This window comes from Ureibacillus galli (genome assembly GCF_014836845.1).
GTDB classification, from domain to species: Bacteria; Bacillota; Bacilli; order Bacillales_A; family Planococcaceae; genus Ureibacillus; species Ureibacillus galli.
In genome coordinates, this window is record NZ_JACSQA010000021.1 from 1 (window position 1) to 24,276 (window position 24,276).

Sequence of the window (24,276 nt, forward strand, 5' to 3'; positions counted from 1 at the left end):
ACCCGAAAAACGTTCAAAATTACAAAAGGCCTTCAGAATGTGACCATTCTGAAGGCCTTTTGTCGACAATCTGAATCACATATCTTATCGGATATGTGATTATTATGGCGAATTTGTAGATAAAAAAGAGTGTATTTTTATATAGCATTGAACCAATTCCCAATTTTTGTTAAGATTAATTTTGTAAAGGGAATATATTCCATTTACGAAGCCTCGCAACCTCCTAGACCCTACTTAAGTACACCGCTAAGTAAGACACCTCATTCTTTAATTAAAATCGCTAAAGAAAGGAAGATATCAATGAAAAAATTTTTCACCTCTATTTTAACAGTAGTCTTATTATTTAGTATGGTTGGAAGTGTTTTTGCAGAAAGCAAGAAGGTTAATTATGAATACTCAACAGCATTGGTAAAAGCTGTCCAATTAGATGAAAAATTCGTCGGAGCTGTTGGAGTAGATGGAGAATTTCTTGTTTTAGATCAGCAAAAAGCAATTGAAAATGGTATATCAACCGATGAAATAAAAGAAGCAAAAGAAAAAATTAAAGACTATAATAAAATTACCAAAGATGCTCTGGAAATTACACCCTTATTAACTTTCGTTGGAAATCAAATTCAATTCGATGAAATAGAAGCGGAGAAAAAGGGAGTTTCTAAGGAACTCATAAACGCAACAAAAAGTGATATAGAAAAGATTAATAAAGCATCAGAAGGTATCTTTAGTATCGCTGCTTGTGACGGATCAAATAAGTATGTAGATCGTTGGTATGGTTATGATACGTACTTCGATAGTTGTAATGCTAATAAACTTATAGGTTATCTGACAATTGGAGCAGGGATTACTACAATTGCTGCTGCAATAACTGCGTTTATAGCACCTCCAGTGGGGCTTGCTGTCGGCATTGCTGCTGGCTTAATTGGTATAGGCGCGGGTGCGTTAGCAGTTGCTAATGCAAACGGATGTGGAATTTTAATAAGATGGTCTTTTGATAAACCAATCTGGACAGGTTCACAATGTTAATAAATAGAAATTAAAGGAGAGAAAAAAGGTGTCCGTGTTCTTAATAGCAAAAATACTTGGCGGTATTGCATTTGTGTTGATTCTAATCAAAACTTTATTCTTTAATACAGAGAAGAAAAAAGAAGATAAGTATCTAATTTACACACTTCTTCTAATTATCATTTCTGTTAACATTTCAATCTGGGTTATTGCAGCAACTAATTCCTAAAATAAAAAGAAAGGTGGATCCGGTATAAGGGAGTCCACCTTTCTTTTAACTTCTGCAATGAAGCATTATTACTATACTCTATGGTATCTACAAATTATTTATCGTAAATAAATCAGGTACAAATTCTTTAGGTTGGACACTATTATATCCTTCCTCTACACAATTAAACAGCTTAATGAAGTGAGCCTCTAATTTATTTAATTTATCCTTTGCTTCTGTATAGATTGAATCGATACTTCCTACATGCTAAATAGAAGTATGTATAATTCTTCCATTGACTTTCTTTATATAGCGTCTTTAATATCCGATTTATTGCAGTATAACACTCATTAAATTGAGGGTTAGAATTCTTCCAAGTTCCATTATAAATATATGGTGTTAACTCTTTCTCAAACTGCTTAAACAATTTACTTTGACCAGCAATTGATAATATACGTTCCCATGTTGAGTTATCGTATATTTTGAATATTTCTTCACGAGCTAATATTGCTGCTATTTTTGATAACGTAATTTCTTCAATAGAATCCATAAAATATCCCCTTCTGTTACTTTTCAAACAATCCAGCAGTAATAATTTCCAGTTTATGATTCAAATGATCATTTATCAATTAAAACTAAATTTACAATTTATCATTAATAATAAATTGAATAAATTCTCTACCAAACTTCGTTATTTTAAAGCAATCATTATATTTCACTTTTATTGCTCTTGGGTATTTATTTTTCTTTGAATTCGTAATAAGCTCAACATAATTTTTAAGTTCTTTGATTGCATCTTCAATAGCTTTTAAATCTTTTTCCAATACTAAGTCAGTCTTACTAGTTTAAATGCCTTTTTTAACCAAATTTTTCCTAACTAAATCATATTGTTCATAAGAAATTTTATGTTTTTTAATGACATCTTCGAAACTATTTATTTCAGGTTCTTCATCACTCAAACCATCATATCGAACATATCTTGAGCCGTTAAGTTTTTAAACTGTGTCCAACGCATTTTCGGCCAATGTTCTTTTTGAATTTCATTGAAGCTTGCTGGTATTTCAGAGAAAATACCTGTGTACGGTAAACCTAAAAATTCCGCTTCCGTTTCTTTATTTAACTCAGCCTCATCTAAGCCATTAATGAATAATAGATATGTGATTTCTTCAATATTTGTCGTATTTAAAAGAAAAGCTACGGCTTTGAAGTGATTGCAGTAGCTTTTACCAAAATCAAATCGGCTGAGGGACTTTTGTTAAATCCTCCACTTTAATGTTGTATTGGTCTTCTATGAATTTTTGGTTCTTCTTCGTTATCTTAGGAAAGACAAAAAATAATCGATTGATTGCTCTACTCATTCCAACATAGTAAACCCTATCTTCTTCGTTCTCCAAATTAGGGTTAATAAGAAAAGCTAAAGAACTTGGTATTAGTAAAACATTTTCAAACTCATCACCTTTTGCTTTATGGATAGTACGGTGGTGACTAGTATCTTCTTTAAAATTTATACATATTGCAAGTTGATTGTATGTAGTTTCATCATAAAAGTTTTTAGCGGTACCCGCTTTAAAGCTACTCATTGAAATATGTGATTTCATTACGGTATAGAATGTCATTAAAGACTTTTCATTATAACTACAATATTTAGCTAATAACTCTTGAAGTAATTTAATTGAGTTATTAACTTGATCTTTCTCCGGACAATCACTAAATAATGCTTTCATTTTATCTAATGCATTTTTATAATCACCAATTCGTGCAAATTCAACTGCTTCTATAGAATTTAATATTATTCTCATTCTATCTTTATTACTATCGGCTTCTTTAAATTTCGTTAGTAGCCTCGTATCTATCCCGTTTAATGAAACTAACGATTTCATTGCATTGGCAGTTGGGTTATCCCTTGAAAGCGTATGAATTGTTGAACCCTCTCCACACAACTCTATTATTTTTCGATAAGCGTCTCTAGTATCACCAATAAATAAAATTGGCAACTCACTATCAAAATTTTTGAATTTAGTTTGCACAATATCCGTTCGTACTTTGTTCAGTAAATCAATAATTTGATTCGAACTACGCCTATTTTCAAGAATTTGATATTCGACCATATTTTCTAATTTGAGATTAATAAATTCATCTATACTTGCCCCTTGAAAGGCATAAATAGACTGTGCGGGATCTCCAATAACACCAACGATTGTTTCTTCTTGAGCTATCAACTTTAAAATTTTTGTTTGAATAGGATTGGTATCCTGCACTTCATCTAAGAAAAAGTACGGAAATTTAGCTCTTAGAACCTTCAATATAAATGCATGCCTTGTTATTAATACATAACTAAAGAACAATACATCGTCGTGATCAATCTTTCCTCTTTCCCAACTTAACTTTTTATAACTAAATAAATCTTCTTCTAAGATGCCCGCTACTTTACTTATTGCTCCTGCTTTTTCTTTTTTACCAACTAAATTTAATGCATCTCCATTTTCAAATTTATACTGTAAATTTGAAAGCCACACCCATAATGAGGCCATTTTATCCTCTGTAAACTGTAACTGCTTAATTGTATTAGGATGTTTTAGTTTATCTTTGTTAACATGGTTTTCTAACCAAGTACCGACTATGGAACGTTGAGGTAATATAATATCATGCCCATCTATTTTTTTTACATTTAGATTAAATTCATCTGCAACTAGGAAAATATAAGGCTTTATTACATGTTTATACAAAAAACTATGAATAGTTGATACCTCTACTCTATTAGTAATACCTGTACCAAGCCTTTTCAAAATAGTTTCAACAGCGACATTTGTATATGTAATACAAGCTATTTTTCGCGTCTTCTCTAGTCTTAAAGAATTTTTAACTGTATTTTTTATATGATTAACTAGCCAATGTGTTTTACCCGCCCCTGGACCAGCTGTTATTTTGAAGTGCTGTTCAATATCAATTAAGTCACTAGATGTAATAGTAATCAATTTTCACACACCCATTCTATATCTTCTTGAATATAGTCTGGCACGACAAACTCAACAAAGTCTTCTGAGCCTCGCTTAGCTAAGTTTTCTTGTAATACGTTGGCTAATTCTAAAGCATTAACCCCCTTACCAACTGAATTTAAATACCTTGCAGCTATCAATGCTATTTTTTTATCCTCATCTGACCAATTTAATACTTCTTGTTTTAAGGCATCTATGATTCTCGTATTTTCTTTTGATTTACTTAATCGACTATAAAATTCATCAATACTTTTACCTTCTTGAAATAGCTTCATCAGCGCTTTAATTTCTTCTTTATTAGACATTGAACCCGTTACTAACATCTCCAACATTGGATTGAATCGCACTAAATCATATTCAAGTGTTTTACCTTGTAATTCATCTTGAAAATAAAACTTAATATTCGGCGAATAAACTATATCTTGCTTACTAGTTTTATATTCATATTTATCAACTTCTGCATTCAGCTCAAATGGATAGCATTTAGTATAAGTTGCCCCCTCACTTGAAAGCTCTTTCCTCATTGGATCCCTATCGGTAATACATACTACTTTTCTTTTGATTGCAGCTGGATTATTGGTGTTAAATAACTTCAAGAAATGATCAAAATATTTACCACCTACGTTTATAACAGCAATATGATTGTCTTCTAAAGATTTTCCGACATATTCAGCAAATGTGGACATTAATAATTGCTCCGCTAGCCCTTCTACTAAAATAATTTTTTCCGCAAAAAGCATATTCGATTTAGTTGCATCTAAAAATCTTTGTACATACTTTTTACTTTCCTCGTTGCCTTCAAAAACTTTACTTGGATAACTAGCACGCGTTTCATTATTAGCTTTGTATAAACAAATTAGTTCGTCCAAGTCTAATGCACCTGTTATATGAGTCGAATGAGTTGTTACAAAGATTTGGCGTACTTTATTAGCTTTTAAATTTTGTTTTAAAAAATTTAATAATTGTCTTTGCATTGATGGGTGTAAATGCGCTTCTGGTTCTTCTATTACGAGCATGGGAAAGACTTTTGAGTTACTCCCCAAATACGTTTCACTAGCATTTACTTGCATTTTCGCCAATAGTAAAGACATAAAAATTAAATTATTATAGCCAAGTCCATTATGCGTTATAGGTAATTGAATTCCATCATGATGCTCTACTATTAGTTTAAGTGCAGAATAAAGTTCGACATCTGTTATACCACCAGCAAAGTTTGGTTCAGCATTATCAAATGATGCCCCAATATCTTTCGAATACGATAAAATTTGTTTTTTTCCTTCTAGCATCCTCTGATTTAAAGAATCCATCAGTACTTTAGCTTGATCTTCAAACTTCTTTTTTTCGTCTTTAATTTGTTGTTCTTTTTCAGCTTCATTTAGAGCTTGATTGGATTTTATATTGTAGTCCATAAAGAAATCCAAAACATTTTTTAATAACGTATTTTTTCCGCTGAACATATCCCTTTCGACATCTCTAATAGCATCTAAGAACTGAAAATCGAATTTTTTCATATATTCGCTATCAACGCTAATTTGATTTTCTAAATTTCCTCCATAAATTTTGTATGTATAAAAACGCAGAAAATTTCTATCAATAATTTCCCATGCATCAATTACAGAAGTTGCAGTAGAAAGCTTTTGTTCATATTCATCTTGATGTTTTAGTGGAAGACAGAACTCATAATGTATTTTGGCTTCGTATGGCTCTTCCAATTTCGTTAACCATTGACTTACAACTACCAAATCATCTCCCATTAGGTTTTCTTCTTTTTCTTGACTAAGAGTAATTGATACGTTGATACTAGGTGGCTGATTTTTCAATTCATCTAATGTAAGTTGCTTATTAAAGTCATCAATAGATAAGTTCTTTTTAACAGATGGATTAAATATTAATGCCATGGCTCTTAGTAAATTTGATTTTCCAGCATTATTATGACCAATTATTACATTTAAACCCTCGTTGAATTCGATAGTATTGGCCTTAAAATTTTTGTAGTTTTTAATTTCTATCTTTGATATGTACATATAACTGTTCCCCCCTCTAAATACGAACTAACTTTTCTATATTACATCTATTATAGATTATATTGTAAATATTTGTTTAAAAAAGCATATCCTAGTTTCCTAAGATATGCTTCGTTAAATCTCATTCAAAAACTCGCTTGCGAATTTCTTCCTTCTTTTGATTTGCTATTTTTACCCTTAAATCTTCTTCCGGCATCTCTATAAAGATAGTTTAGTATCATAATAATCCCTTATTGATGGTTTCTATACACTAATACTGATTTACAGAACAAATTAGTTCGTCACTACTTGTTCTGCTTAAAAATGATGATTTATATAGATTGAAAACCCATTCTTAGATCGTGCTGTTGCCAAACTCTTTGATGGTCTAATGCGCTAGCCGTTGCACTGCATTAGTTAGAAGTACCTTTCTCAACTTTAGCTGGAGAAAATTGATGGTAAAACATCTATAAATGTAAGAAGCTAATCTGTTGGGCGACCCGATAAGTCAAGTGCGTATGCGACTACAAATTGCAGGTTTATAGTTTTCTCTTTGTCACTTGAATTGTCTTAGGACAACCATCTCACTTTTCATCGTGTTTGGTGTGATGAAACCTGCGGAATTCATATAAGTGAGCCGCACCCGTCAATTTGACGGCGAGTGAAGAACTTGCAGTGTGCAACCCAAAGCCCACCTATTATTAAAGTCGAACTCTTTTACACCATATAGACAGACGGAAATATTTAAGGGAAATCCTTTCTTTTCAAAGCTTGGTGTAATGAACTTCATATAAATTCTATAAAGATTAGACTTTTATGCAGTAGGCGAAGTCAGTCTAAATCCCCAAATTGATGAATTGTTAGAAAAGATTAATTTGTTAGAGGATGAAGAAGAAAATGAAACAACCATCGATCTCGAAGAACTAAAGCAATATATTCAACAAAAACTAACCCCTGAACAACCGTTAACAGAATTAACATCAGAAATTTTGGCACGGTTCATTAAGGTTATCAAAGTAAAGCAGACGGCCAATTAGAAGTGCATTATCTCACTTCAAAACCGTCTGCTTTTTATGTTTCAACAAATATTAAATTCGAAATACCAAAGACTCATCTTAGGTATACGTCAAAAAGCACGTTTAACTAAGATTTAGTCAGCTAACTCCAACCACGCCACCGCTTCACAGTGGCTCGAGAGGACAGAATGAATGTCATTTGAGCGTGTCCGTTCTCGGAAACATATCCACTGCGTTTTTGGCACTATCGGTAGGCGGGAACATATCCATTACACTCGTAAAATATAAAGGATGTTCACTACTGCTCTGTCGATTTAAATGGCTCACTCCAAACATTTATAGGCAAGTATTTTCCCAGTATCTGAATATTGCTATCAACCTTTTTCTGAACGATACTTATGCTTAAGAGCATCAGTTACTGTTTCAATAATTGAAAATTCAAAATCCCGCTTTGACATTTCTATCGAAGACAAGAACTTCTTGTTTCCTTTGAAAGACTTCCATAATAGTGTCTTATCTTTTTCATCAAAATTTATCTTAAACAAGAGATTGGAGAGAGAAACAATCAAAGATTTCTGCTTATCATCAAACTTCTTTTTACTGAAAGCTATGTATTCCTTCAGATCACCTATGTCGTATTTTGGTTGCAATCCAGTTATCGGATTAACCAACAATTGAGTAGAGGAATTCATCAGATTTACATAAGAACCCAATTCATATTGCTGTGCCTCTGTCATTAAGTTGTAGTCCAAGCCAAATGCTCTTGTTCTTTCACTTGCACAATTTAGTTTTTGGCTTTCATCTTTAATGCGGCTTATTCGCTCATTAATTTCTACAATAGCAATTTCGTATGATTTAACATCACGCTTGCTGATGAGGGTGAAAATCTCCTCAAGACGGTTCTGATCACTTTTCCCTTTCCATAGCAGAAACCCGCTGCCCACAAGTGCAACTCCGGCAATCGCCCAACCGACAGGTCCGGCAAGGGCCAGGAATGCATTTCCAGCAGCCATTCCTCCACCACCGGCCGCAAGCGCACCTCCGCCCAACCAAGCTAATGCCGCGTTGGTAGCTGCCGCGCCACTCAATGTAGATATGGCTGTTCCTGTTGAAGCAATACCGAATGTTGTCGCAATTCCCATTGCGGCAGTAGGGCCAAGAGCCGCAACTGCGATTCCGGCACCTAGACCAGCAGCACCTTTTCCAGCATTTTTTGCGACGGCATTTTTGTAATCTGATTCAATCTTTTCTGCTTGCTGCTTCCAGTTCAGACGGATTTTTTTCAGTTTTTCATACTCTAATCGCTTCTCGCCTGGAACATTTCTAATTTCGTCAAAGAGTTTTTGTATGGTGTTCAATTCATCATAAAGCTGGCTTGTGAGTGTGCCCAACTCGCCAATTTTATCATTTGTTTTCTTGATAGCCGATTCTGCCTGCTCTTGGGCAAGTTTTAACCTCGATTTTTTCTTGCTCATTGTCTGTTACCCCCAAAATATAAATCTATATCGGATTTTGTTCTGAGTATATTATTATCAGGGACCTTTCTGAGTTCTGCCAATCGGACAGATTTTTGGAATGCCTGAACATACATATCGCTATTCTTAAAGTCATCAATAAAATCTACAAGATCCTTATCATCGTATAACTCCGATAATAATGAGAGTCCGTTCAGATAGTTTTCTACGATGGTTATTTCTCTTCTTGCAAACTGAGCTTCGGACTCAGCTTTTCGTATTACAACAACCTGCTTTGCTTCGCCATACAATGAAATCGTGAAACGGCCCACCCCCACTATGTTAAGCCGAAGGAAAAATTCAGTCACATTGAAGGTACCACCTCCGGTTATGAAAGCCCGTATGGTTGCATCGCCGAGATCCATCATGCAGAAGGTGCCGTGCGCTATTGTAAGCATTCTTTTTACGGTGGGATTTGAGAATGGCTCACAAGCTATCCACATAGCGGATGCCGAACGTTCTTCTTTCCCTGTTGTTACGAAGTATTTTACCAATCGCCTCATCGCATATACCAACCTGACAATGATTTCATTGATAAAGACTGGAATGACTTGGGTGGCTTGAAAGCGGATATCGTATCCTTCTTTGTATATGCTCAGAGCCAACTCATTTATTGTGTTGTCAAACTGTGAAGCGGGAATGTTCAGTTTTCTCTTTATTGCAATAATATCATTCGTCCATGCCCAAAACGGAGAAGGTATTCCCATACCTCGACCTTTACTGCTGGATGATCCAGATATATCGGAAATCAAATGGCCAAACCAATTGACGAACCCACAAAATAATTTTTCTGGAACATTACTGCCGCGAAGTTCAAATTTTCCATCAGCATTCTGTAAAGATATCAGTTCTCCACCGGAAACAAAGTGCGATTGATTTGTAAACTGATCTAATATCGAAAAAAACAAACCAAGCAAAGTCGGATTATGGCCAAGTGATTTGAAATGATGATTTGAAGGATTCAAGTCAAATACTATACTCCCAGCATCACCGGCTCCGCGCTGGTCATATGGAATTTTAAATTTCTTCTCAAGAAAGCCAATTGCTGATGACAGTGAATCATTTCCTTTGCCTTCCCATCCGCAAAGTTTAGCGAAATCAGTTGTCCGATTTACAAACCACTTATCAGTAACATCTCCAGCCGGTGACTCTCCAGGTTTTCCAACCAGGAAAATATCAATGATGCCACAGAGAACTCCTGAACTTGCAGCCAACGCATAATCCAACTTATCACAGTTCGGTCTGAGACTCTCAACTGACATGATTGTCTCTTTCAGACTCTGAATTTCAGTTTCCGCAGATATTAATGCTGTTTCGATGGAAGATGAAAAGCTAAACCCATCGTCAGCAACACTCATTCTAAGAACGAATCGGTCTGTTCCTTCTGCTTGATTCATGCTTTTATACTCCCTCCCTTTTTTAGTTTGCGTTATATCCGAATATCTGGTTGAATCTTATTTTTAGGTTATCAATCTCCTTGAGGGTAAAGCCGAGAAAGTCAATAGACCCGACATTTTAAATCACTTTTCATTTTTCCAATTACGGTTTCTCTTTTTTATTCAATTGTCATCACATTGTAAATGTAAGAATATGTAGTTTGATTTTCATTTCAGCATAACAACACATCTACGTTTTTTTGCCGAATTTTCCTTTTTCAAAGGAATAGTACATAATCAGTATTTCTTTTACCTCAAATATTGTATGGCAAGTGCAATTAGTGATAAACAACGATTGAAAAAATAGTCGTAATAACGGACATCAGTAATATCAATCCTATCAGTTTCATGATGCCGTATGCGATATTTATTTCCAATGTCCGTCAACACCTTAAATTCATTATTAAACAAATCGGCAAAATCATCATTTCCGTTTGCCATATCATTTACTATTTTTTTGGATGAATGTTTCTTATCTAATGTTGTATAGTAAGTTTTTAGACGTTCTAACGCATCCCATATCTTTTCCACTGAATCTTGTCGTGCTGTTGGATTTGGTGTCTTATATAATGCAACAGCATCTTTCAACAACTCTCTTGTGCCTACCTCATGTACCGCTGCAAAAGTATTTTCAATTTCCGTTGTAAGTGGACTGTTTTCAACAATTCTTTCTATAATTTTTTCATCTGTAAGTTCATAAAGTAGCCCCGACTCAGTAAATATTTCATTTATTGCCTCCTGGAAATTTTCAAATACATCTGAAGAGTTATGGCAATCTATCGTTTTATAGTTTCGGTATCTCTCATTATTCCATCGTTCTGAGATATCCTTAATATTTTGTGCAAAAAACTCAATAAGGTCTAAAAGTGCATACTGGTCATATTCATCGTCATATGCAGGGGCACAAATTCTATCGTACTCATCCCGAAATAGAGAAGGGATTCTTATTTTAATTCTAGTTATAAATCCTTTTTCATCAAATGCAACATAGTCACTATCTGTAAAGTCATGATGACAATTTAGAATGAAAATATGCGTTAAGTTTTTTTGATATCTTTTGCAGCAATCTAAAAGTAATGAATACATATCCCTGTTAATAGAATATGTCTTTTCCAGTGGTGCTCTTATACCATGTCTTTCAGAATATAATTTCATAAGCCATCTCCTTAAATTCCTATTTATCATTTATTAAATAGGTAACATTCATTTCGCGATTTAATACATCATCTACACATATGGGTCTAAAAGGAGTTTCTTTGTCCCTTTTTTATTTTCCTCATCAATTATTAAATCACAAGTCAATTTATCTATATCACTAAAATCCATATCTGGTTTAAACCCTTTATCTGGTTTTAACCAATGATTCATCATCAATCTGTCAAACGTTGCTTCACAACTTCTTCTTGGACATCTCCCTATTGTTGTTGTGAAAAGATTGGAATGGTATGAATAATGATGCGTATGAATAAAATCATCCCACGATTGGATAACCTCATCTTCATCACGCAAATCAACTATTTCTATTTCTTCAAGATTTCTGTCTTTCACCGCACCCCATGCTTTATTCAACATCCCAATAGCTTCTGCATCACTCTTTGGTGCGCTATATCCAAAAATAGTAACCATATACGCTACCTCTAAAGCATTATTCAATGATTTCCATGACTTTGATATAGCTGTATCACTAGCATAATCTTTATTCTTTATTGGAAATAAAAGTTTTGTGGGAGCGAGGGATTCACCACATCTACACGGCATCCCTACATTACCCATGACATTATCCTCTGAACAATATCCAACAGCAACATTTCCATGTAAAAAAGCTAACTGTGGCAAATTAGTAGTATAAGCCATAGCACGTGCATAAGCCTGCACTAAAAGTGGATCCCAATTAAAAGTTGCAATTAAATCCTTTGAAGTTAGTCCCATAATCAAATAATCATAAACAGTAGGACTATCAGGTAACTTGAAGTTTAACATGTAGTCACGGATGACTTCCTCTAACTTTTGCTTGGCATCCATGCAATTAGGTTCTGCTTTACTGCGCTCATCAAGCTCCATATAAATATCTTCTAAATTATCAGAAGAAGTATGTAGAGTTATTTTTTCTAATATATCTGTCAATCCAAGCTTTTCAATGAAACCATTCATTGCGGATATTTTCCTACCATTCCTATCCCCATTTGGGATAGCTGCACAGCTTGCACCGGCGCCCAGTAGAACAACGTGTGGTCTGCTCTTCATGTAATATTCATAATCATGCAAATCCTTCGCTGTTGGATAATCATCCTTCATTTTCCATTCCATCCCCCTTAAGTTAAATTTCAATTATGTAATATTTACGACCCTCACCTAAGTTCCGCCATCTGAAATCATACTTTCCAGATAAAGAAACATTATCTTTATTTTTTCCTACACCGGTAGCTTTAAAAATACTGCCATAAACAGAATACTCTTCTCTAAAAAATTTATAAATGCCTTCGTTATTGCGCCCTTCGTAGAAAGGCCTGTCTGAAACAAGGGTAACAGTAGCTGTTTTAGTAAATCCCCGGCTTTTAAGTTCTTCCATGAATTTAATATCCTTCACGAATGAATACATCTGCTCTGGGTACTGACCATTTAATGGACACTTAAGTTCAATAGCATATTTCTCAGATTTATCTTCATTAAAGATAGTTATGTCTATTTCTTTCTTAATGGTTTTGTTATCCGGTGTAAAATAAGACACATTCCTTTCAAATTGAACCCGATACCCTTGAAGTCTTTCACGTAAAAATATCCCCAGCTCATGCTGAAGACTAAACTCATTATAGATTTCAACTTTATTCGCCTGTACGTACATGAAGAAGTCTTCTACAAATTTCCCTAAATCAAGCAAAGTCTCTACTTCCATCCTCCACCCACTCTCTCAATCACAAAAACTTGATTTGTATTTCATTAGCGTATCTTCAACCTCATGCCAGATAGTTACCGTTTCACCGTCATCCTCAAATACTTTACCGTGACTTTTAGGTCCATCCAACTTCATCTGTGAGTAATTGTTCTTAAAAGTTGGCACGTACAGTTCCGGGTTGTTTTCGTCACTGCATAAGCGTTCCATCATATCTATGGTAGCACGACCTGTGGCGGCAACCGCCTTAAAATAAGCACGGATGATCTTGTGGTTATATTGATTCGACTTTATAGCCCATACTGGGATTCGTTGATTTGCTTTTCCGTAAAAATCCCTGTTTGTATCTTCATTCTGTCTTGCTATTGTTTTTGGGTTATAGGCTTGTGATGCTTTTTCAAAGGTTTTTGCAATATACCAACGCATACAGCTTTCCACTGCAACATCTTGTATTTCATTTGTTAAATTCAATGCGATGCAGAATTTCTCATACACATCTGCATCCACTGTAAAGGTCACGCTCTTATTCACCGTCTACACCTCCACTATTTACTCTATTACAAATTATACCACTAATTTGTAAATACTAATAAACTAATTTGTATTGACTCATTGAAAGAACTATGAAAAACACCCTGCATTTCAGCAAGGTGTTAGATTCTAATAACATTTTGTTTTTCATTTCAATTTTTAACGTCTATACTAATGCCAGACTTGAATTCTACTTCAATTCTATTATCGTGTACTGTAACCTTTTCTATAAGCCTCCTTACTAACTGCTCATCATATTCCTCTAACTCACAGGATTGTTCATTAAAGAAATCAGTCATTTCAGCGATTCGTTGCCTTTTTCCTTCACGCTCTGCATTTTCAACAAGTGCATTTTGCTTCAATTCTCGAAGGCGGTAGATTTCATCAGCCACATCTTCATAGTCATTCTTGGATTTTGCTTGGATAAGAAGCTGTTGTTGTAATTCTTCCAATTTGCTATCAATATCATTGGTGGCATTATCATTTTCTTCACTAAGTATAGTAGTTATGTTTTTCTGCAACGCCTGGATGAAGGGTTCTTTGTTAGCCAAAAGTTCGTTAATAGCCTTAACTACTGCTGTCTGCAATGTTTCCTCGTTTATGGTAGGGGCAGTGCATTCAGAATCCTTCTCCTCCAGACGGCTGACGCATCTCCAAACAATAGACTTGTAACCTCGGTTATTCCAGTGTACCCGGCGGTAAATATCACCGCACTGTCCACAGTAAACAATACTCGATAAAGCATACTTGCTACTATAGACCCGCTTTTTACCGTCCTTGCCCCCGCGAAGATTTGCTCTTCGAACCATCTCTTCTTGAACCTGCATAAAAAGCTCACGTGGAATGATAGGCTCATGGCTGTTTTCTACATAATACTGGGGAACGATGCCGTTATTCTTTACTCGCTTTTTAGAAAGGAAATCAACCGTATATGTTTTTTGTAGAAGGGCATCACCGATGTACTTTTCATTCTGCAGTATCTTTTTCAGTGTTTCTGGTCTCCATTTGGCTTTGCCTGCCGCTGTTAGAATACCGTCTGCTTCTAGTCCTCTTGCTATCTGTAAAAGGCTGGCTCCCTCTAGGTACTCCCTGTAAATCCGTTTAACAACCTCAGCACCCTCTGGGTCAATCACTAATTGCTTGTTTTCATCCTTGGTGTAACCAAGGAAACGCTTGTGATTGACCTGGACTTCGCCTTGTTGGTAACGATATTGAATACCCATCTTAACATTCTGACTCAAGGATTGGCTTTCCTGTTGGGCAAGGGATGCCATAATTGTCAGCATGATTTCTCCCTTAGAATCCATGGTATTAATATTCTCTTTTTCGAAGAACACAGCGATGTTCTTATTAGTTGACGGATGTATTTAAGGCAATCCAACGTATTTCTGGCAAATCGGCTGATGGATTTTGTGATGATCATGTCAATATTTCCTGCCATACACGCTTCAATCATGCGGTTAAACTCTTCACGCTTCTTGGTATTGGTACCTGTAATACCGTCATCTGCAAAAATACCTGCCAATTCCCATTCCTTGTTCTTCTTAATATAGTTTGTATAATGTTCAATCTGAATGTCATAACTTGAAGCCTGCTCCTCACTATCCGTTGAAACACGGCAGTAAGCAGCCACGTATTTTTGGTTTTCTTTCACTGCTCTTATTGCTTCCGACTCGTTTAATTGCCGGAATGACTGTAACATTCCTACTTACCACCACTTGTTACACCTCACTTTCAATCAAACTGTAGGCATATTCCGCCTGCTTGTATGGATCTTCATATTTTTGCACTAGAGGTTTTACTTTGAACTTTACAGGATAATCCGTTTTCGGTGCATCTTCAGGCATCCTTATCCTTCCAAGCCTTTCTGCTCGTTTTCGTTTTTCAATTCCACCTTTTTCAAAGATCTCCCCATCAATAATCGGAGGGTAGAAATCATCGCCAAGGTAGTGCTTGTTCTGTAACATCTTTCCTGCAGTGGCATGGTAGCAGTCAATCCCAGCTTTTTTAACAGCATTTTTCAAAGAAAGTCCTGCCAAGTATCCTGAAAATAATTCTCTTACTTTTTCTGCTGCTATATCATCTACAACAGCCTTTCCATCTTCAATTCTATATCCATAGGGTGTGTGACCCATCTAATTCACCAACCTTTCCTTCAATGTGATTCCACATTTTAATTCAAATCCAACTTCCTCTCGTGAAAAGACCATAATCTTTTCTACATATTCTTCAAACAGCTCATCCTCATAAGCTGTGAGCATTTTGGACTTAGTGGCAAACCTAAGTAGATGGTTAACTTCCTCTATCTTTGCAAAATTGCCGTTGACTGAATAAATAAGTTGCTCTTTTTCAGCAAGAAGATTTTCTCTTTCCGCCACCAGTGAATTCTTTTCTTTATTAAACAGAGCAGGTTCCAGATATCCTTTGGCCATTAAACCCGTCAGCATCTGACTCTGCTCCATGTTGTTTTCAATCTTAGTTTCCAACTCTTCAATTCTACGAAAACTCGCTACATTATTCTGGTTGATTGTACAAGATTAGAATAAAAGTAGACCTTGAAAAACAAAACAATAATAAAAACACTCATCCCCCTCTTATTACGGAAGATGATTTTAGAGCGGTGCAGGAACTCATGAAGAAAAAAGGTACTCATAAGAGCAATGGTAAAGAGAGTTTATTTGCTCATATTGCTAAATGCGCAGACTGTGGAAGTGGAATGCACTTTAAGCCTAACAGGAAAGTATCCTATTACAGACTGTAAAGGATGACCTTAGAGATTTAATAAAGGATAGCGTTAAACTAGAAAAGCTTTACGGTATCGCAGAGAAAAAGGCTAGTTCTGTAAGTTCCAATTTTGAAAAAGAAATTAAGCAAACCGAAAAACAACTTAAAGAAGTAAACAAACGGTTTGATAATATCCTAACGTTGCATACAGAGTGGCATATCACAATAGAGCAATTCAAGGCTCAAAATGAACAAATAGCCCAACAACAGAAGGAACTTGCAGTCAAAAAATTTGAACTTCTATCCGCTCTATCAACTAGAAAAGATACCACAGAAGAATTACAGTTCTTTAAAAAAGAAGTAGAACACTTTGCAAACCTTGACATTGACGATAAACAGGTACTAAAGCAGGTTCTACAACGACTTATTAACAAAATAGAAGTTTATGAGGAAGGAAAGGTTAAAATTCATCACAACCTTTCTCCCTCACTTTCCTCTTAATTAGGTACAGTTTAATCCACTGTACCTTGTTCATTTTAAAAAAACTCACCACATCTTTACCCCACGCAAACCCGCATTCCACCGTTGGCGTTTAAAATAAAGTCACCATATCTTACACTCATTTTCACACATTTTTGATCACATTTTGACCGTTTTTCTACCCTTTTTTCACGCTTTTTGTTCACGTTTTTTTCGATTTAAAAAGAAGTAGAGTAGAAATAAGGATGCCAGGAACCGAGTAATGACAAGGGTTTCAGGGATTTTTGATACAGGACTTTATTTTAAACATGAAATAAAAGATGTTGCGACTTTTTTATAAAGTACACGACTTTATTTTGGGGTTACACTTTTAAAACAAGCTTCACTATCACCTCAACATGTGTTATCATCAATATTTGATACATTTTCGCTAAAAATACCCATTTCGCGTAAATTTATACACATAAAAGATTGTTGTTCCATGGTTTTTTCATCACCCAAAATCAATATCCATTTTTTTAAAGTTAGCTTTTTAGGGTATCTCTAGAGCGATCGCTTTAAGAAACCACACTATAAACGGATACCTGATTTCATACCCATTCTGACATCTTAGATACCCATAGGACTCATTCATTCTTTATATATGAAAGCAGTAAATCTTCTAACCTTTTAGGTACATAATCCACCTGTGTTCTCTTCATGATTTTCCCTAAAATCTCAGCTGCATCTTCTTCTTTAAAGAACCTGTTTCTAACGTAGCAATCGTTACTACAAAACTTCCGCTTAATGCACTTAATGCTACAACAATAATTAAAATATTACTTGTAAGCCCTGCTTCTACCATAGCTTGCCCTAAAACAATACCACCAACAATCCCCATCGATTGCGCAACTTTAGTTGGAAGACGCGCACCAGCTTCTCTTAATAAATCAATTATAATTTCCAATAATAAGGCTTCTAAAATAGGCGGGAAAGGAATTTGTGCCCTTGACTGACAAAATGTAACTAGTAACTTTGATGGAATTACCTCATAATGAAACGTAACGGCAGCCACATAAATTGCAGTAAATAATATAGATAGCACCATAGAAATCATACGTAGCCATCGAAGAACTGTACTTAATATCCACCTTAAATAAACGTCTTCGGTAGTTTCAAAAAAGCTAAAGAATGTTGATGGACAAATAACTGCAGTTGGACTTCGATCAACAAAAATAGCAACTTTCCCATTATTTATGGAATAGATTACTCTATCAGGTAATTCAGACATTAAATACTGAGGAAAAAATGAGTAAGGATTATCATCTAAAAACTGTGCCAAAACTGAACTATCCATTATATCATCTATATCTATATTATTTAGCCTATCCTTAATCGAGGTAACAAGCTCAGGGTCAACAATATCATTTAAATAAACAATTCTTACTTTCTGCTTTACACGTTCACCTAGTTCTATTTCATCACTTACTAAATTAGGATTAGAAATATTATGCTTAATACTTTAATATTTGTGGATAATGATTCCGTAAAAGATATTTTAGGACCATAAACAAGAGATTCAGTTTCCGCTTTTCCAAGTGACCTTTCAACAGAATCACCAACACCAGCGAATAGTCCTTTTTTTTCAAAAGGGAAATAAATAAAAGTGAAACCATCCAATATATACTTTGAAATATCATTTGTTTCAACTAGTTCTTTAACTTCGGTAATTGGTAAATGTTCAAACAAGTAATTTAGATTAATTTCTTCAGATGTAGAATTATTTAAGAAAGAAATAATATTTTTTTCTATTGATATACGGTTAACAAGAATCTTTAAAAAGTACAATTCAATTGTTTTATTTCCGACTGTTACGGTTCTATTAACTAAATCAGGAGAGTTAGATAATTGTTTTTTAATACTTTCAACATCAATTTGCTTAGCCTGTTTTTTAAAAAAATTCACATAAATCCCCCTTATACTCCAAATTTAACCATTAATATTTTTCACAATATAAAATTTCTTATATACATAACTTTCCTTGTATATTTTTTAATTCTAAGAAGAAAATATATGTGATAAAAAAACAAGGAGTGATTAGTATGTCATTAATACCGTATGATCCATTTAGACAACTAGCAAATATGAGAAGAAATTTTGACCGTTTTTTCTCTGACTTCCCTCTAGATCTTGGGATGGAAAACAATAATTTTGGTAATATCAGAGTTGATGTGCATGAAACTGAAAATGAAGTAATTGCTTCATGTGATATTCCAGGTCTTGAGAAAAAGGAAGATGTAAATATTGATATTGAAAATAATATGTTAAGCATCAACGGTACCATCAATAAAACAAATGAGATTAAAGAAGAAAATATGTATAGAAAAGAACGCTATACAGGTAGCTTTCATAGGACTGTATCCTTGCCAAGCCCTGTATCTAATGAAGGAGTAAAAGCTACCTATAAAAACGGTGTTCTTGAAGTCAGAATGCCAAAGAAAACAAATGATAACAAAAAGAAAATTGATGTGGACTTTCACTAAATGAGTAAACTATTACCTGTTATGAAAGAGTTCGGCAAAGATTACTTGCAAGAAATAGCTAATGAACAACCAGATTTAGTTGATTTACTTATTTTAACTGTACATTTACCCTCTCATAAGAAAAAATTTATATTAAAGCAGTTAAATGATGATATTAAGAAATCTTTTCTCATACAATAATGTATTACATTTGCATTACTTCATAAATTGAAGTAATGCTTTTATGTTTATAAAAGGGAGGGAAATTCACCTTCGCAGTCATAAAAGCTACTGAAGAAGACGTTAAACTATTAGCACGTTTAATTCGTGCAGAAGCTGAAGGAGAAGGAAAGTTAGGTATGTTAATGGTTGGAAATGTAGCTGTAAACCGAGTGCGCTCAAGATGCTTTGACTTTGAAGATATTAACTCAATTAGAAGAATGGTTTTCAGGTACTTCCTTGGTCGAATAGTCTTTCAATTCGCTGTCTTATTCAACATGATAAATAGATTATAAGTCAGTCCCCATCTTTTTTAATAGGTGGGGACTGTTTGACGCTTACTTTCCTACAAAAAATCCATTATAAATTTTCCATTAGACGTTTTTTGATTAATTCATAATCGTCCCTAGTAATACCAGGAGCAAATTCTTCAGGTAACTCCTCTAAGTTTGGAATTGGTCCGCCTTCAGGAGTACCAATTTTCACTTCAAGCGGTTGCCCATTTTCCGGATTTGTTCCTTTCCAAATCATTCCGATATCCCTGTATTCTGTTTCGCTCCATGTGTATAGCACATTGCTTAAGCCTTTTTCTATGAACGGTCTGGCATAATCAAATTTTGAGTTATCAAGATTTGGAACTGGAAGCATTTTCGTCAAGTCTATCCCTGTAGCAATTTCGATTGCTTTCGCATAGGCGAGGATATGTGTTCCTCCACGAACAAGTAAATACCCAATCATGGTTCTAGCAACTGGGTTATCAGTCATCTCATAAACTCTCATTTTATGTGTACGTGCACCAATCTCTAGAAAAAAGTTATGTGTTAAATCTAAAACCAGATTTCCACTATTAAAAACATTATCACCAGTCCAAGGTCTTCCCATTGAATCACCTGGTATAGCCGTTTGAGCTGTAGAAATAAAATGGTAGGTGTTTCTCGCATCCTTTCCATTTTGAAGTGGAGTGATATCCGGATTCCCTGGAAAAGTATTACCTACCGATAACAAATTAATCGTATTAGAAACAAGTTCTACATGACCAAATTCTTCTGCTGTAATGCTTGCCACTAACTCATAGAATGGTTTTAGCTTTTTTTTATTTCTGAAGTTAAAAGACTGAAACATATAGTTATTTAAGGTAGACATCTCCCCAAACTTGCCACCCAAGAGTTCTTGTACTGCTGCTGCAGCATTCATATCGCCGTGTGCGGGTATAGGAAGTTCAATTGCCAATTTATTTATTCTTTTAAACATTATTTCCCCTCCACTTTCTTTTTGTTAACCAGGAAAAACCCAAATAATTTGCTGGGTACGAATAAAAAAGGGAGTTCCGTTAGATTCGACAACAATGTGATCTGGCAATACATTTTTCAATGAGCCACGAACGCTACCTCTTATGGTTTGGACAGTAACCAATTTACCAACAATGGTTGTTAATGTCTGATAAACATATGGATCATAAAAGCTTAACAGGTTGTTGTTGTTTGTCATTTAGATCCTCCTATTCTAAAGTCATTCTTACTGAGTATATGTTTCTCGATATGAAAAAAGACTGAAAAACAACTGTTCAATTTGACTCTTGTTGTTAAATACTATCCTGAAAATAATAAACGGCAATAGCACATTTTTTGCAATACGAAACTAGGCCTAGCAATACCCAATTTTTTAAACTGGACCTAGGCATGACTAATCTAATCCTTTTATGTACGAATTTACACTATGGCTCGCATACGCCGATGTAATTGACAATAAAATTGAAAAGATAAAGCAAGGGCTTGTAGAGTTCCAGAATAAACTTTATGGCACAGGTAATGCCATTCAAAGTATAACGAAAACTCTTGACAAACTATTTCAACGTCAGGATAAACTGTTTCAACGTCAAGACAATATTATCAAGCTACTGGAAGTTGTGTATAACAATTTATAATTGTATGGAACACCAGTAAATCTCGTGCCTATTTCAAAAATTAGAAGTCATTAAGCCGCACTCGAAAGATGGACAAAGATATATTGAAGTTGTATTTATTTATCGCTTTGAAAAATCTGTTGAAACATGTGCCGATATGATTAATTGCGACAGGAGCACCTAATTGGTATGTAAATAAATTAGCAGCAGAGTTAAGCAACAAAGGTGATGACAAACTATTCAAAACCTTATCATTACTTATTCCAGAGGAAGAATTAAAACCAGAATTAAAGAGTATAAAGGGTGGCTATAAAGATATTGATGTGGTCACTGTTTCCGAACAACTAAATCAAAAAGGGATACTGGAGGATGTGGGCGGCGTAACACCTAAAATTTCGCCCACATCTCGATTTCAGACATATAAATAACCCTCAAAAATGCCGTCAAACAAGCATTCTCGAGGGTTTCAATTATTATTTTTGTCCATTTAAAAAAAACTCACCACATCTTTACCCCACGCAAACCCGCATTCCACCGTTGGCGTTTAAAATAAAGTCACGCTATCTTCCCCTCATTTTCACACATTTCCGATCTCGTTTTGACCGTTTTTCCACCCTTTTTTCACGCTTTTTGTTCACGTTTTTTTCGATTTAAAAAGAAGTAGAGTAGAAATAAGGATGCCAGGAACCGAGTAATGACAAGGGTTTCAGGGATTTTTGATACAGAACTTTATTTTAAACATGAAATAAAAGATGTTGCGACTTTTTTATAAAGTACAGGACTTTATTTTGGGGTTACAACACCTGTACAACCATAATAATGTACTGCTAAAAAATCCCATTCAAACCCGCATTCCTACGTTACGAGTTAAAATAAAGTATTGCACGAAACCATCATTTTCTCAATTTTCTTCTCACTTTTTTCTGCCACGACTTTATTTTTTTGATAATAAAGTCGTGGTATTTCTTGCTTTTCTTCCTGTCTTTTTCTCTTGCTTTTTCTCACTCTTTTTCATGCTTTTGGGGTTCTTACGAACCCCTCACACTTTCTATCCAACCCTGAAACCGTAAGGTTTCCACCCTACTTTCTCCCGCTTTTTCATTCATGCAAAAAAGGATGGGATTCCTGTTCCCACCCTTTCATTCTTGCTTTTTCTTCCTGCCTTTGTCCACACGTTTTCCACAGGCATATCAGAACTTTGTTTTGATTTTGCTATGGGTTTGTTTTGTGGCACAGGAGATTATTATGGGGTTACAACACCCTTGACATCAACACCACACACTCCACATGTGTCGTTTGCGGAAACATGTCAACTGGTTGGATTTCTTTTGTTTTGTAGCCGCCATCTTCGAGTACCCGTAAGTCCCGCGCTAAGGTCGCTGGATTACAGGAAACATAAACCACTCGTTTTGGTTTCTGTTCAATGATAGTATTGAGCAATGCCTCATCGCAGCCTTTTCGTGGTGGATCAACGACTAATACATCCGCTTTTTTACCTTCAGCATACCAACGAGGGATTACTTCCTCTGCTGGGCCGGCTTCAAAATACGTATTTGTAAAGCCGTTTAATTCGGCGTTACGTTTAGCATCTTCAATGGCTTGTTCTACAATTTCTACACCTAGCACTTGTTTCGCTTTCTCTGCTAAAAATAACGATATCGTCCCAATCCCACAATAAGCATCAATAACCGTTTCATCCCCAGATAATTGGGCATAATCTAACGCTTGCTTATATAGCACTTCTGTTTGTACTGGATTCACTTGGTAGAAGGAACGAGCTGAAATTTCAAAGCGGACATTACCGATCGTATCCTCAATAAAATCTTTTCCCCAAAGGGTAATCGTTTCATTTCCTAAAATCACATTCGTTTTTTCAATATTGACGTTTTGTACAATCGATGTCACATTTGGGACAAGCTTACGGATCAATGCGATTGCTGCTTCTTTTTGTGGGAACTTATGTTTATTTGTCACTAACACAACCATTACTTCCCCTGTTGCTCGCCCTTTTCGAACAACGACGTGGCGAAGCATACCTCGATGGGACTCTTCATTATATGGTTGTAAACCGATGTCCATTAGTTCCTTTTTTAAGTTCGCCATCATTTTATCTGCTTCTTCTACTTGGATAATACAACGTTCCATATCGACGATTTCATGGGTTTTTGATTTATAAAATCCAGCAATCGGTCCCGTTTCCGTTTGAGTAAATGGAATTTGGGATTTATTACGATAATTCCATGGATCTTGCATCCCTTTAACCGGTAGTACTTGCGCATCGATTTTGCCAATCCGTTTCATGACGTTACGAACCATGTTTTCTTTCCATTTCAGCTGCCCTTCATAAGATAGATGTTGCAGCTGACAACCACCGCATTTTCCAAAATAAATACATGGGGCTTTCACTCGGTCGGGAGATTGTTCTTTTATGTCTACGATTTTTGCAAAACCGTAATTTTTTAAAGTTTTTAATACATGTACTTCAACCGTTTCTTGCGGAAGGGCGCCTTGAATAAATAACGGGTAACCGTCGATTTTCGCCACACCATTTCCATCATGGGTTAAGTCTTCTACTAAAACGATTTTTCGATCATTTTTCTTTACTGGTGCTACCATGTTCCGTCCTCCATTCAATTCTTCTATTGTAAAACAAGTGGAGGGTAAAAATCTCTACTTTTGCACGAAATTTATCTCATTTTAAAAAAAGAGCTACTTTACAGCAGCCCTTCCTCATTTTGAATCTTCTTCCCTTACGATTTTATCCATCGGTGCTAAAATAAACGCCAGCACAATTGATACAATGGTCATTATAAAAGGGGCGACAAATATCATAAACTCATTCATTTTATATCCCTC

The 24,276-nt window shown here is 35.1% G+C and carries 24 protein-coding genes and 3 pseudogenes; 8 read left to right on the forward strand and 19 right to left on the reverse strand.

Features of this window, described 5'->3' with window-relative positions; translation table 11 throughout:
* Nucleotides 1–300 precede the first annotated feature (300 nt).
* Together H9636_RS13070 and H9636_RS13075 are read left to right on the forward strand one after the other, a co-directional pair.
* Nucleotides 301–1,020: a hypothetical protein gene (locus H9636_RS13070; protein WP_191708019.1), complete on the forward strand. Its 720-nt coding sequence runs from the start codon at nt 301–303 to the stop codon at nt 1,018–1,020.
* 28 nt (nt 1,021–1,048) lie between these two features.
* Nucleotides 1,049–1,228 carry a hypothetical protein gene (locus tag H9636_RS13075; RefSeq protein WP_122973741.1) on the forward strand — a complete coding sequence of 60 codons (180 nt, stop codon included), beginning with the start codon at nt 1,049–1,051 and terminating at the stop codon, nt 1,226–1,228.
* 202 nt (nt 1,229–1,430) lie between these two features.
* On the opposite strand, the gene H9636_RS13080 is transcribed toward H9636_RS13075, so the two are convergent.
* The 4 genes from H9636_RS13080 to H9636_RS13095 form a co-directional block, all read right to left on the reverse strand.
* Nucleotides 1,431–1,757, reverse strand: coding sequence for a hypothetical protein (locus H9636_RS13080; RefSeq protein WP_191708020.1), 327 nt, complete (start codon nt 1,755–1,757; stop codon nt 1,431–1,433).
* Nucleotides 1,758–1,848: 91 nt separating this feature from the next.
* Nucleotides 1,849–2,031: a hypothetical protein gene (locus H9636_RS13085; protein ID WP_191708022.1), complete on the reverse strand. Its 183-nt coding sequence runs from the start codon at nt 2,029–2,031 to the stop codon at nt 1,849–1,851.
* Between the two features lie 408 nt (nt 2,032–2,439).
* Nucleotides 2,440–4,182 carry a UvrD-helicase domain-containing protein gene (locus H9636_RS13090; RefSeq protein ID WP_191708023.1) on the reverse strand — a complete coding sequence of 581 codons (1,743 nt, stop codon included), beginning with the start codon at nt 4,180–4,182 and terminating at the stop codon, nt 2,440–2,442.
* The gene (locus H9636_RS13095; protein ID WP_191708025.1) at nt 4,179–6,227 is read right to left on the reverse strand and encodes an ATP-dependent nuclease; all 2,049 of its coding nucleotides are present in this window, start codon (nt 6,225–6,227) and stop codon (nt 4,179–4,181) included. The genes H9636_RS13090 and H9636_RS13095 overlap by 4 nt, the downstream gene beginning before the upstream one ends.
* 854 nt (nt 6,228–7,081) lie before the next feature.
* Between H9636_RS13095 and H9636_RS13100 the strand changes: the two genes are divergently transcribed.
* Nucleotides 7,082–7,243 carry a hypothetical protein gene (locus tag H9636_RS13100; protein WP_191708026.1) on the forward strand — a complete coding sequence of 54 codons (162 nt, stop codon included), beginning with the start codon at nt 7,082–7,084 and terminating at the stop codon, nt 7,241–7,243.
* A 353-nt stretch (nt 7,244–7,596) separates the two neighbouring features.
* On the opposite strand, the gene H9636_RS13105 is transcribed toward H9636_RS13100, so the two are convergent.
* The 10 genes and pseudogenes from H9636_RS13105 to H9636_RS13145 form a co-directional block, all read right to left on the reverse strand.
* Nucleotides 7,597–8,697, reverse strand: a complete 1,101-nt coding sequence (locus tag H9636_RS13105) for a hypothetical protein (RefSeq protein ID WP_191708027.1) — start codon at nt 8,695–8,697, stop codon at nt 7,597–7,599.
* Nucleotides 8,694–10,133: a hypothetical protein gene (locus H9636_RS13110; RefSeq protein ID WP_191708028.1), complete on the reverse strand. Its 1,440-nt coding sequence runs from the start codon at nt 10,131–10,133 to the stop codon at nt 8,694–8,696. Before H9636_RS13110 ends, H9636_RS13105 begins: the two co-directional genes overlap by 4 nt.
* A gap of 288 nt (nt 10,134–10,421) precedes the next feature.
* Nucleotides 10,422–11,327, reverse strand: coding sequence for an AbiJ-NTD4 domain-containing protein (locus H9636_RS13115; RefSeq protein ID WP_191708030.1), 906 nt, complete (start codon nt 11,325–11,327; stop codon nt 10,422–10,424).
* Between the two features lie 72 nt (nt 11,328–11,399).
* Nucleotides 11,400–12,467 (reverse strand): hypothetical protein, encoded by a 1,068-nt coding sequence (locus tag H9636_RS13120; protein ID WP_191708031.1) that lies wholly within the window; start codon nt 12,465–12,467, stop codon nt 11,400–11,402.
* A gap of 22 nt (nt 12,468–12,489) precedes the next feature.
* On the reverse strand, nt 12,490–13,065 hold the full coding sequence (locus H9636_RS13125; protein ID WP_191708032.1) for a hypothetical protein: 576 nt from the start codon (nt 13,063–13,065) through the stop codon (nt 12,490–12,492).
* Between the two features lie 15 nt (nt 13,066–13,080).
* Nucleotides 13,081–13,593: a hypothetical protein gene (locus H9636_RS13130; protein WP_144515318.1), complete on the reverse strand. Its 513-nt coding sequence runs from the start codon at nt 13,591–13,593 to the stop codon at nt 13,081–13,083.
* Between the two features lie 152 nt (nt 13,594–13,745).
* Nucleotides 13,746–14,867: a recombinase family protein gene (locus H9636_RS13135; protein ID WP_451923567.1), complete on the reverse strand. Its 1,122-nt coding sequence runs from the start codon at nt 14,865–14,867 to the stop codon at nt 13,746–13,748.
* A pseudogene (locus tag H9636_RS19525) lies at nt 14,844–15,295 on the reverse strand (recombinase family protein); the annotation flags it as partial. The gene H9636_RS13135 and the pseudogene H9636_RS19525, both read right to left, overlap by 24 nt.
* Nucleotides 15,296–15,314: 19 nt before the next feature.
* Nucleotides 15,315–15,728, reverse strand: coding sequence for a serine integrase family protein (locus H9636_RS13140; RefSeq protein WP_191708034.1), 414 nt, complete (start codon nt 15,726–15,728; stop codon nt 15,315–15,317).
* Complete coding sequence (locus H9636_RS13145) at nt 15,729–16,040, reverse strand: DNA recombinase (protein WP_225230221.1); 312 nt, start codon at nt 16,038–16,040, stop codon at nt 15,729–15,731.
* Between the two features lie 80 nt (nt 16,041–16,120).
* Here H9636_RS13145 and H9636_RS19470 point away from each other — a divergent pair, with 80 nt between their 5' ends.
* Together H9636_RS19470 and H9636_RS13150 are read left to right on the forward strand one after the other, a co-directional pair.
* The gene (locus H9636_RS19470; protein WP_404817753.1) at nt 16,121–16,354 is read left to right on the forward strand and encodes a recombinase family protein; all 234 of its coding nucleotides are present in this window, start codon (nt 16,121–16,123) and stop codon (nt 16,352–16,354) included.
* Nucleotides 16,355–16,518: 164 nt separating this feature from the next.
* Nucleotides 16,519–16,818, forward strand: a complete 300-nt coding sequence (locus tag H9636_RS13150) for a hypothetical protein (RefSeq protein WP_191708035.1) — start codon at nt 16,519–16,521, stop codon at nt 16,816–16,818.
* A gap of 688 nt (nt 16,819–17,506) precedes the next feature.
* Here H9636_RS13150 and H9636_RS19475 read toward each other — a convergent pair.
* Nucleotides 17,507–18,741 (reverse strand): annotated as a pseudogene (locus H9636_RS19475) (spore germination protein).
* Between the two features lie 137 nt (nt 18,742–18,878).
* Between H9636_RS19475 and H9636_RS13165 the strand changes: the two are divergent.
* The 3 genes and pseudogenes from H9636_RS13165 to H9636_RS13175 form a co-directional block, all read left to right on the forward strand.
* A complete protein-coding gene (locus H9636_RS13165; protein ID WP_169187920.1) occupies nt 18,879–19,319 on the forward strand; it encodes an Hsp20/alpha crystallin family protein in 441 nt (146 codons plus the stop codon).
* Nucleotides 19,320–19,499, forward strand: coding sequence for a hypothetical protein (locus H9636_RS13170; RefSeq protein WP_169187919.1), 180 nt, complete (start codon nt 19,320–19,322; stop codon nt 19,497–19,499).
* 80 nt (nt 19,500–19,579) lie between these two features.
* Nucleotides 19,580–19,750: pseudogene (locus H9636_RS13175) on the forward strand (cell wall hydrolase); the annotation flags it as partial.
* A 127-nt stretch (nt 19,751–19,877) separates the two neighbouring features.
* On the opposite strand, the gene H9636_RS13180 reads toward H9636_RS13175, so the two are convergent.
* From H9636_RS13180 to cydS, 4 genes are all read right to left on the reverse strand, one after another.
* Nucleotides 19,878–20,768, reverse strand: a complete 891-nt coding sequence (locus H9636_RS13180) for a manganese catalase family protein (protein ID WP_169187917.1) — start codon at nt 20,766–20,768, stop codon at nt 19,878–19,880.
* Between the two features lie 24 nt (nt 20,769–20,792).
* Nucleotides 20,793–21,005, reverse strand: a complete 213-nt coding sequence (locus H9636_RS13185) for a YuzF family protein (RefSeq protein ID WP_191708039.1) — start codon at nt 21,003–21,005, stop codon at nt 20,793–20,795.
* A 1,666-nt stretch (nt 21,006–22,671) separates the two neighbouring features.
* On the reverse strand, nt 22,672–24,036 hold the full coding sequence (gene rlmD, locus H9636_RS13190; RefSeq protein WP_191708041.1) for a 23S rRNA (uracil(1939)-C(5))-methyltransferase RlmD: 1,365 nt from the start codon (nt 24,034–24,036) through the stop codon (nt 22,672–22,674).
* 114 nt (nt 24,037–24,150) lie between these two features.
* Nucleotides 24,151–24,264 carry a cytochrome bd oxidase small subunit CydS gene (gene cydS / locus H9636_RS19480; protein WP_404817754.1) on the reverse strand — a complete coding sequence of 38 codons (114 nt, stop codon included), beginning with the start codon at nt 24,262–24,264 and terminating at the stop codon, nt 24,151–24,153.
* Between the last annotated feature and the right edge of the window lie 12 nt (nt 24,265–24,276).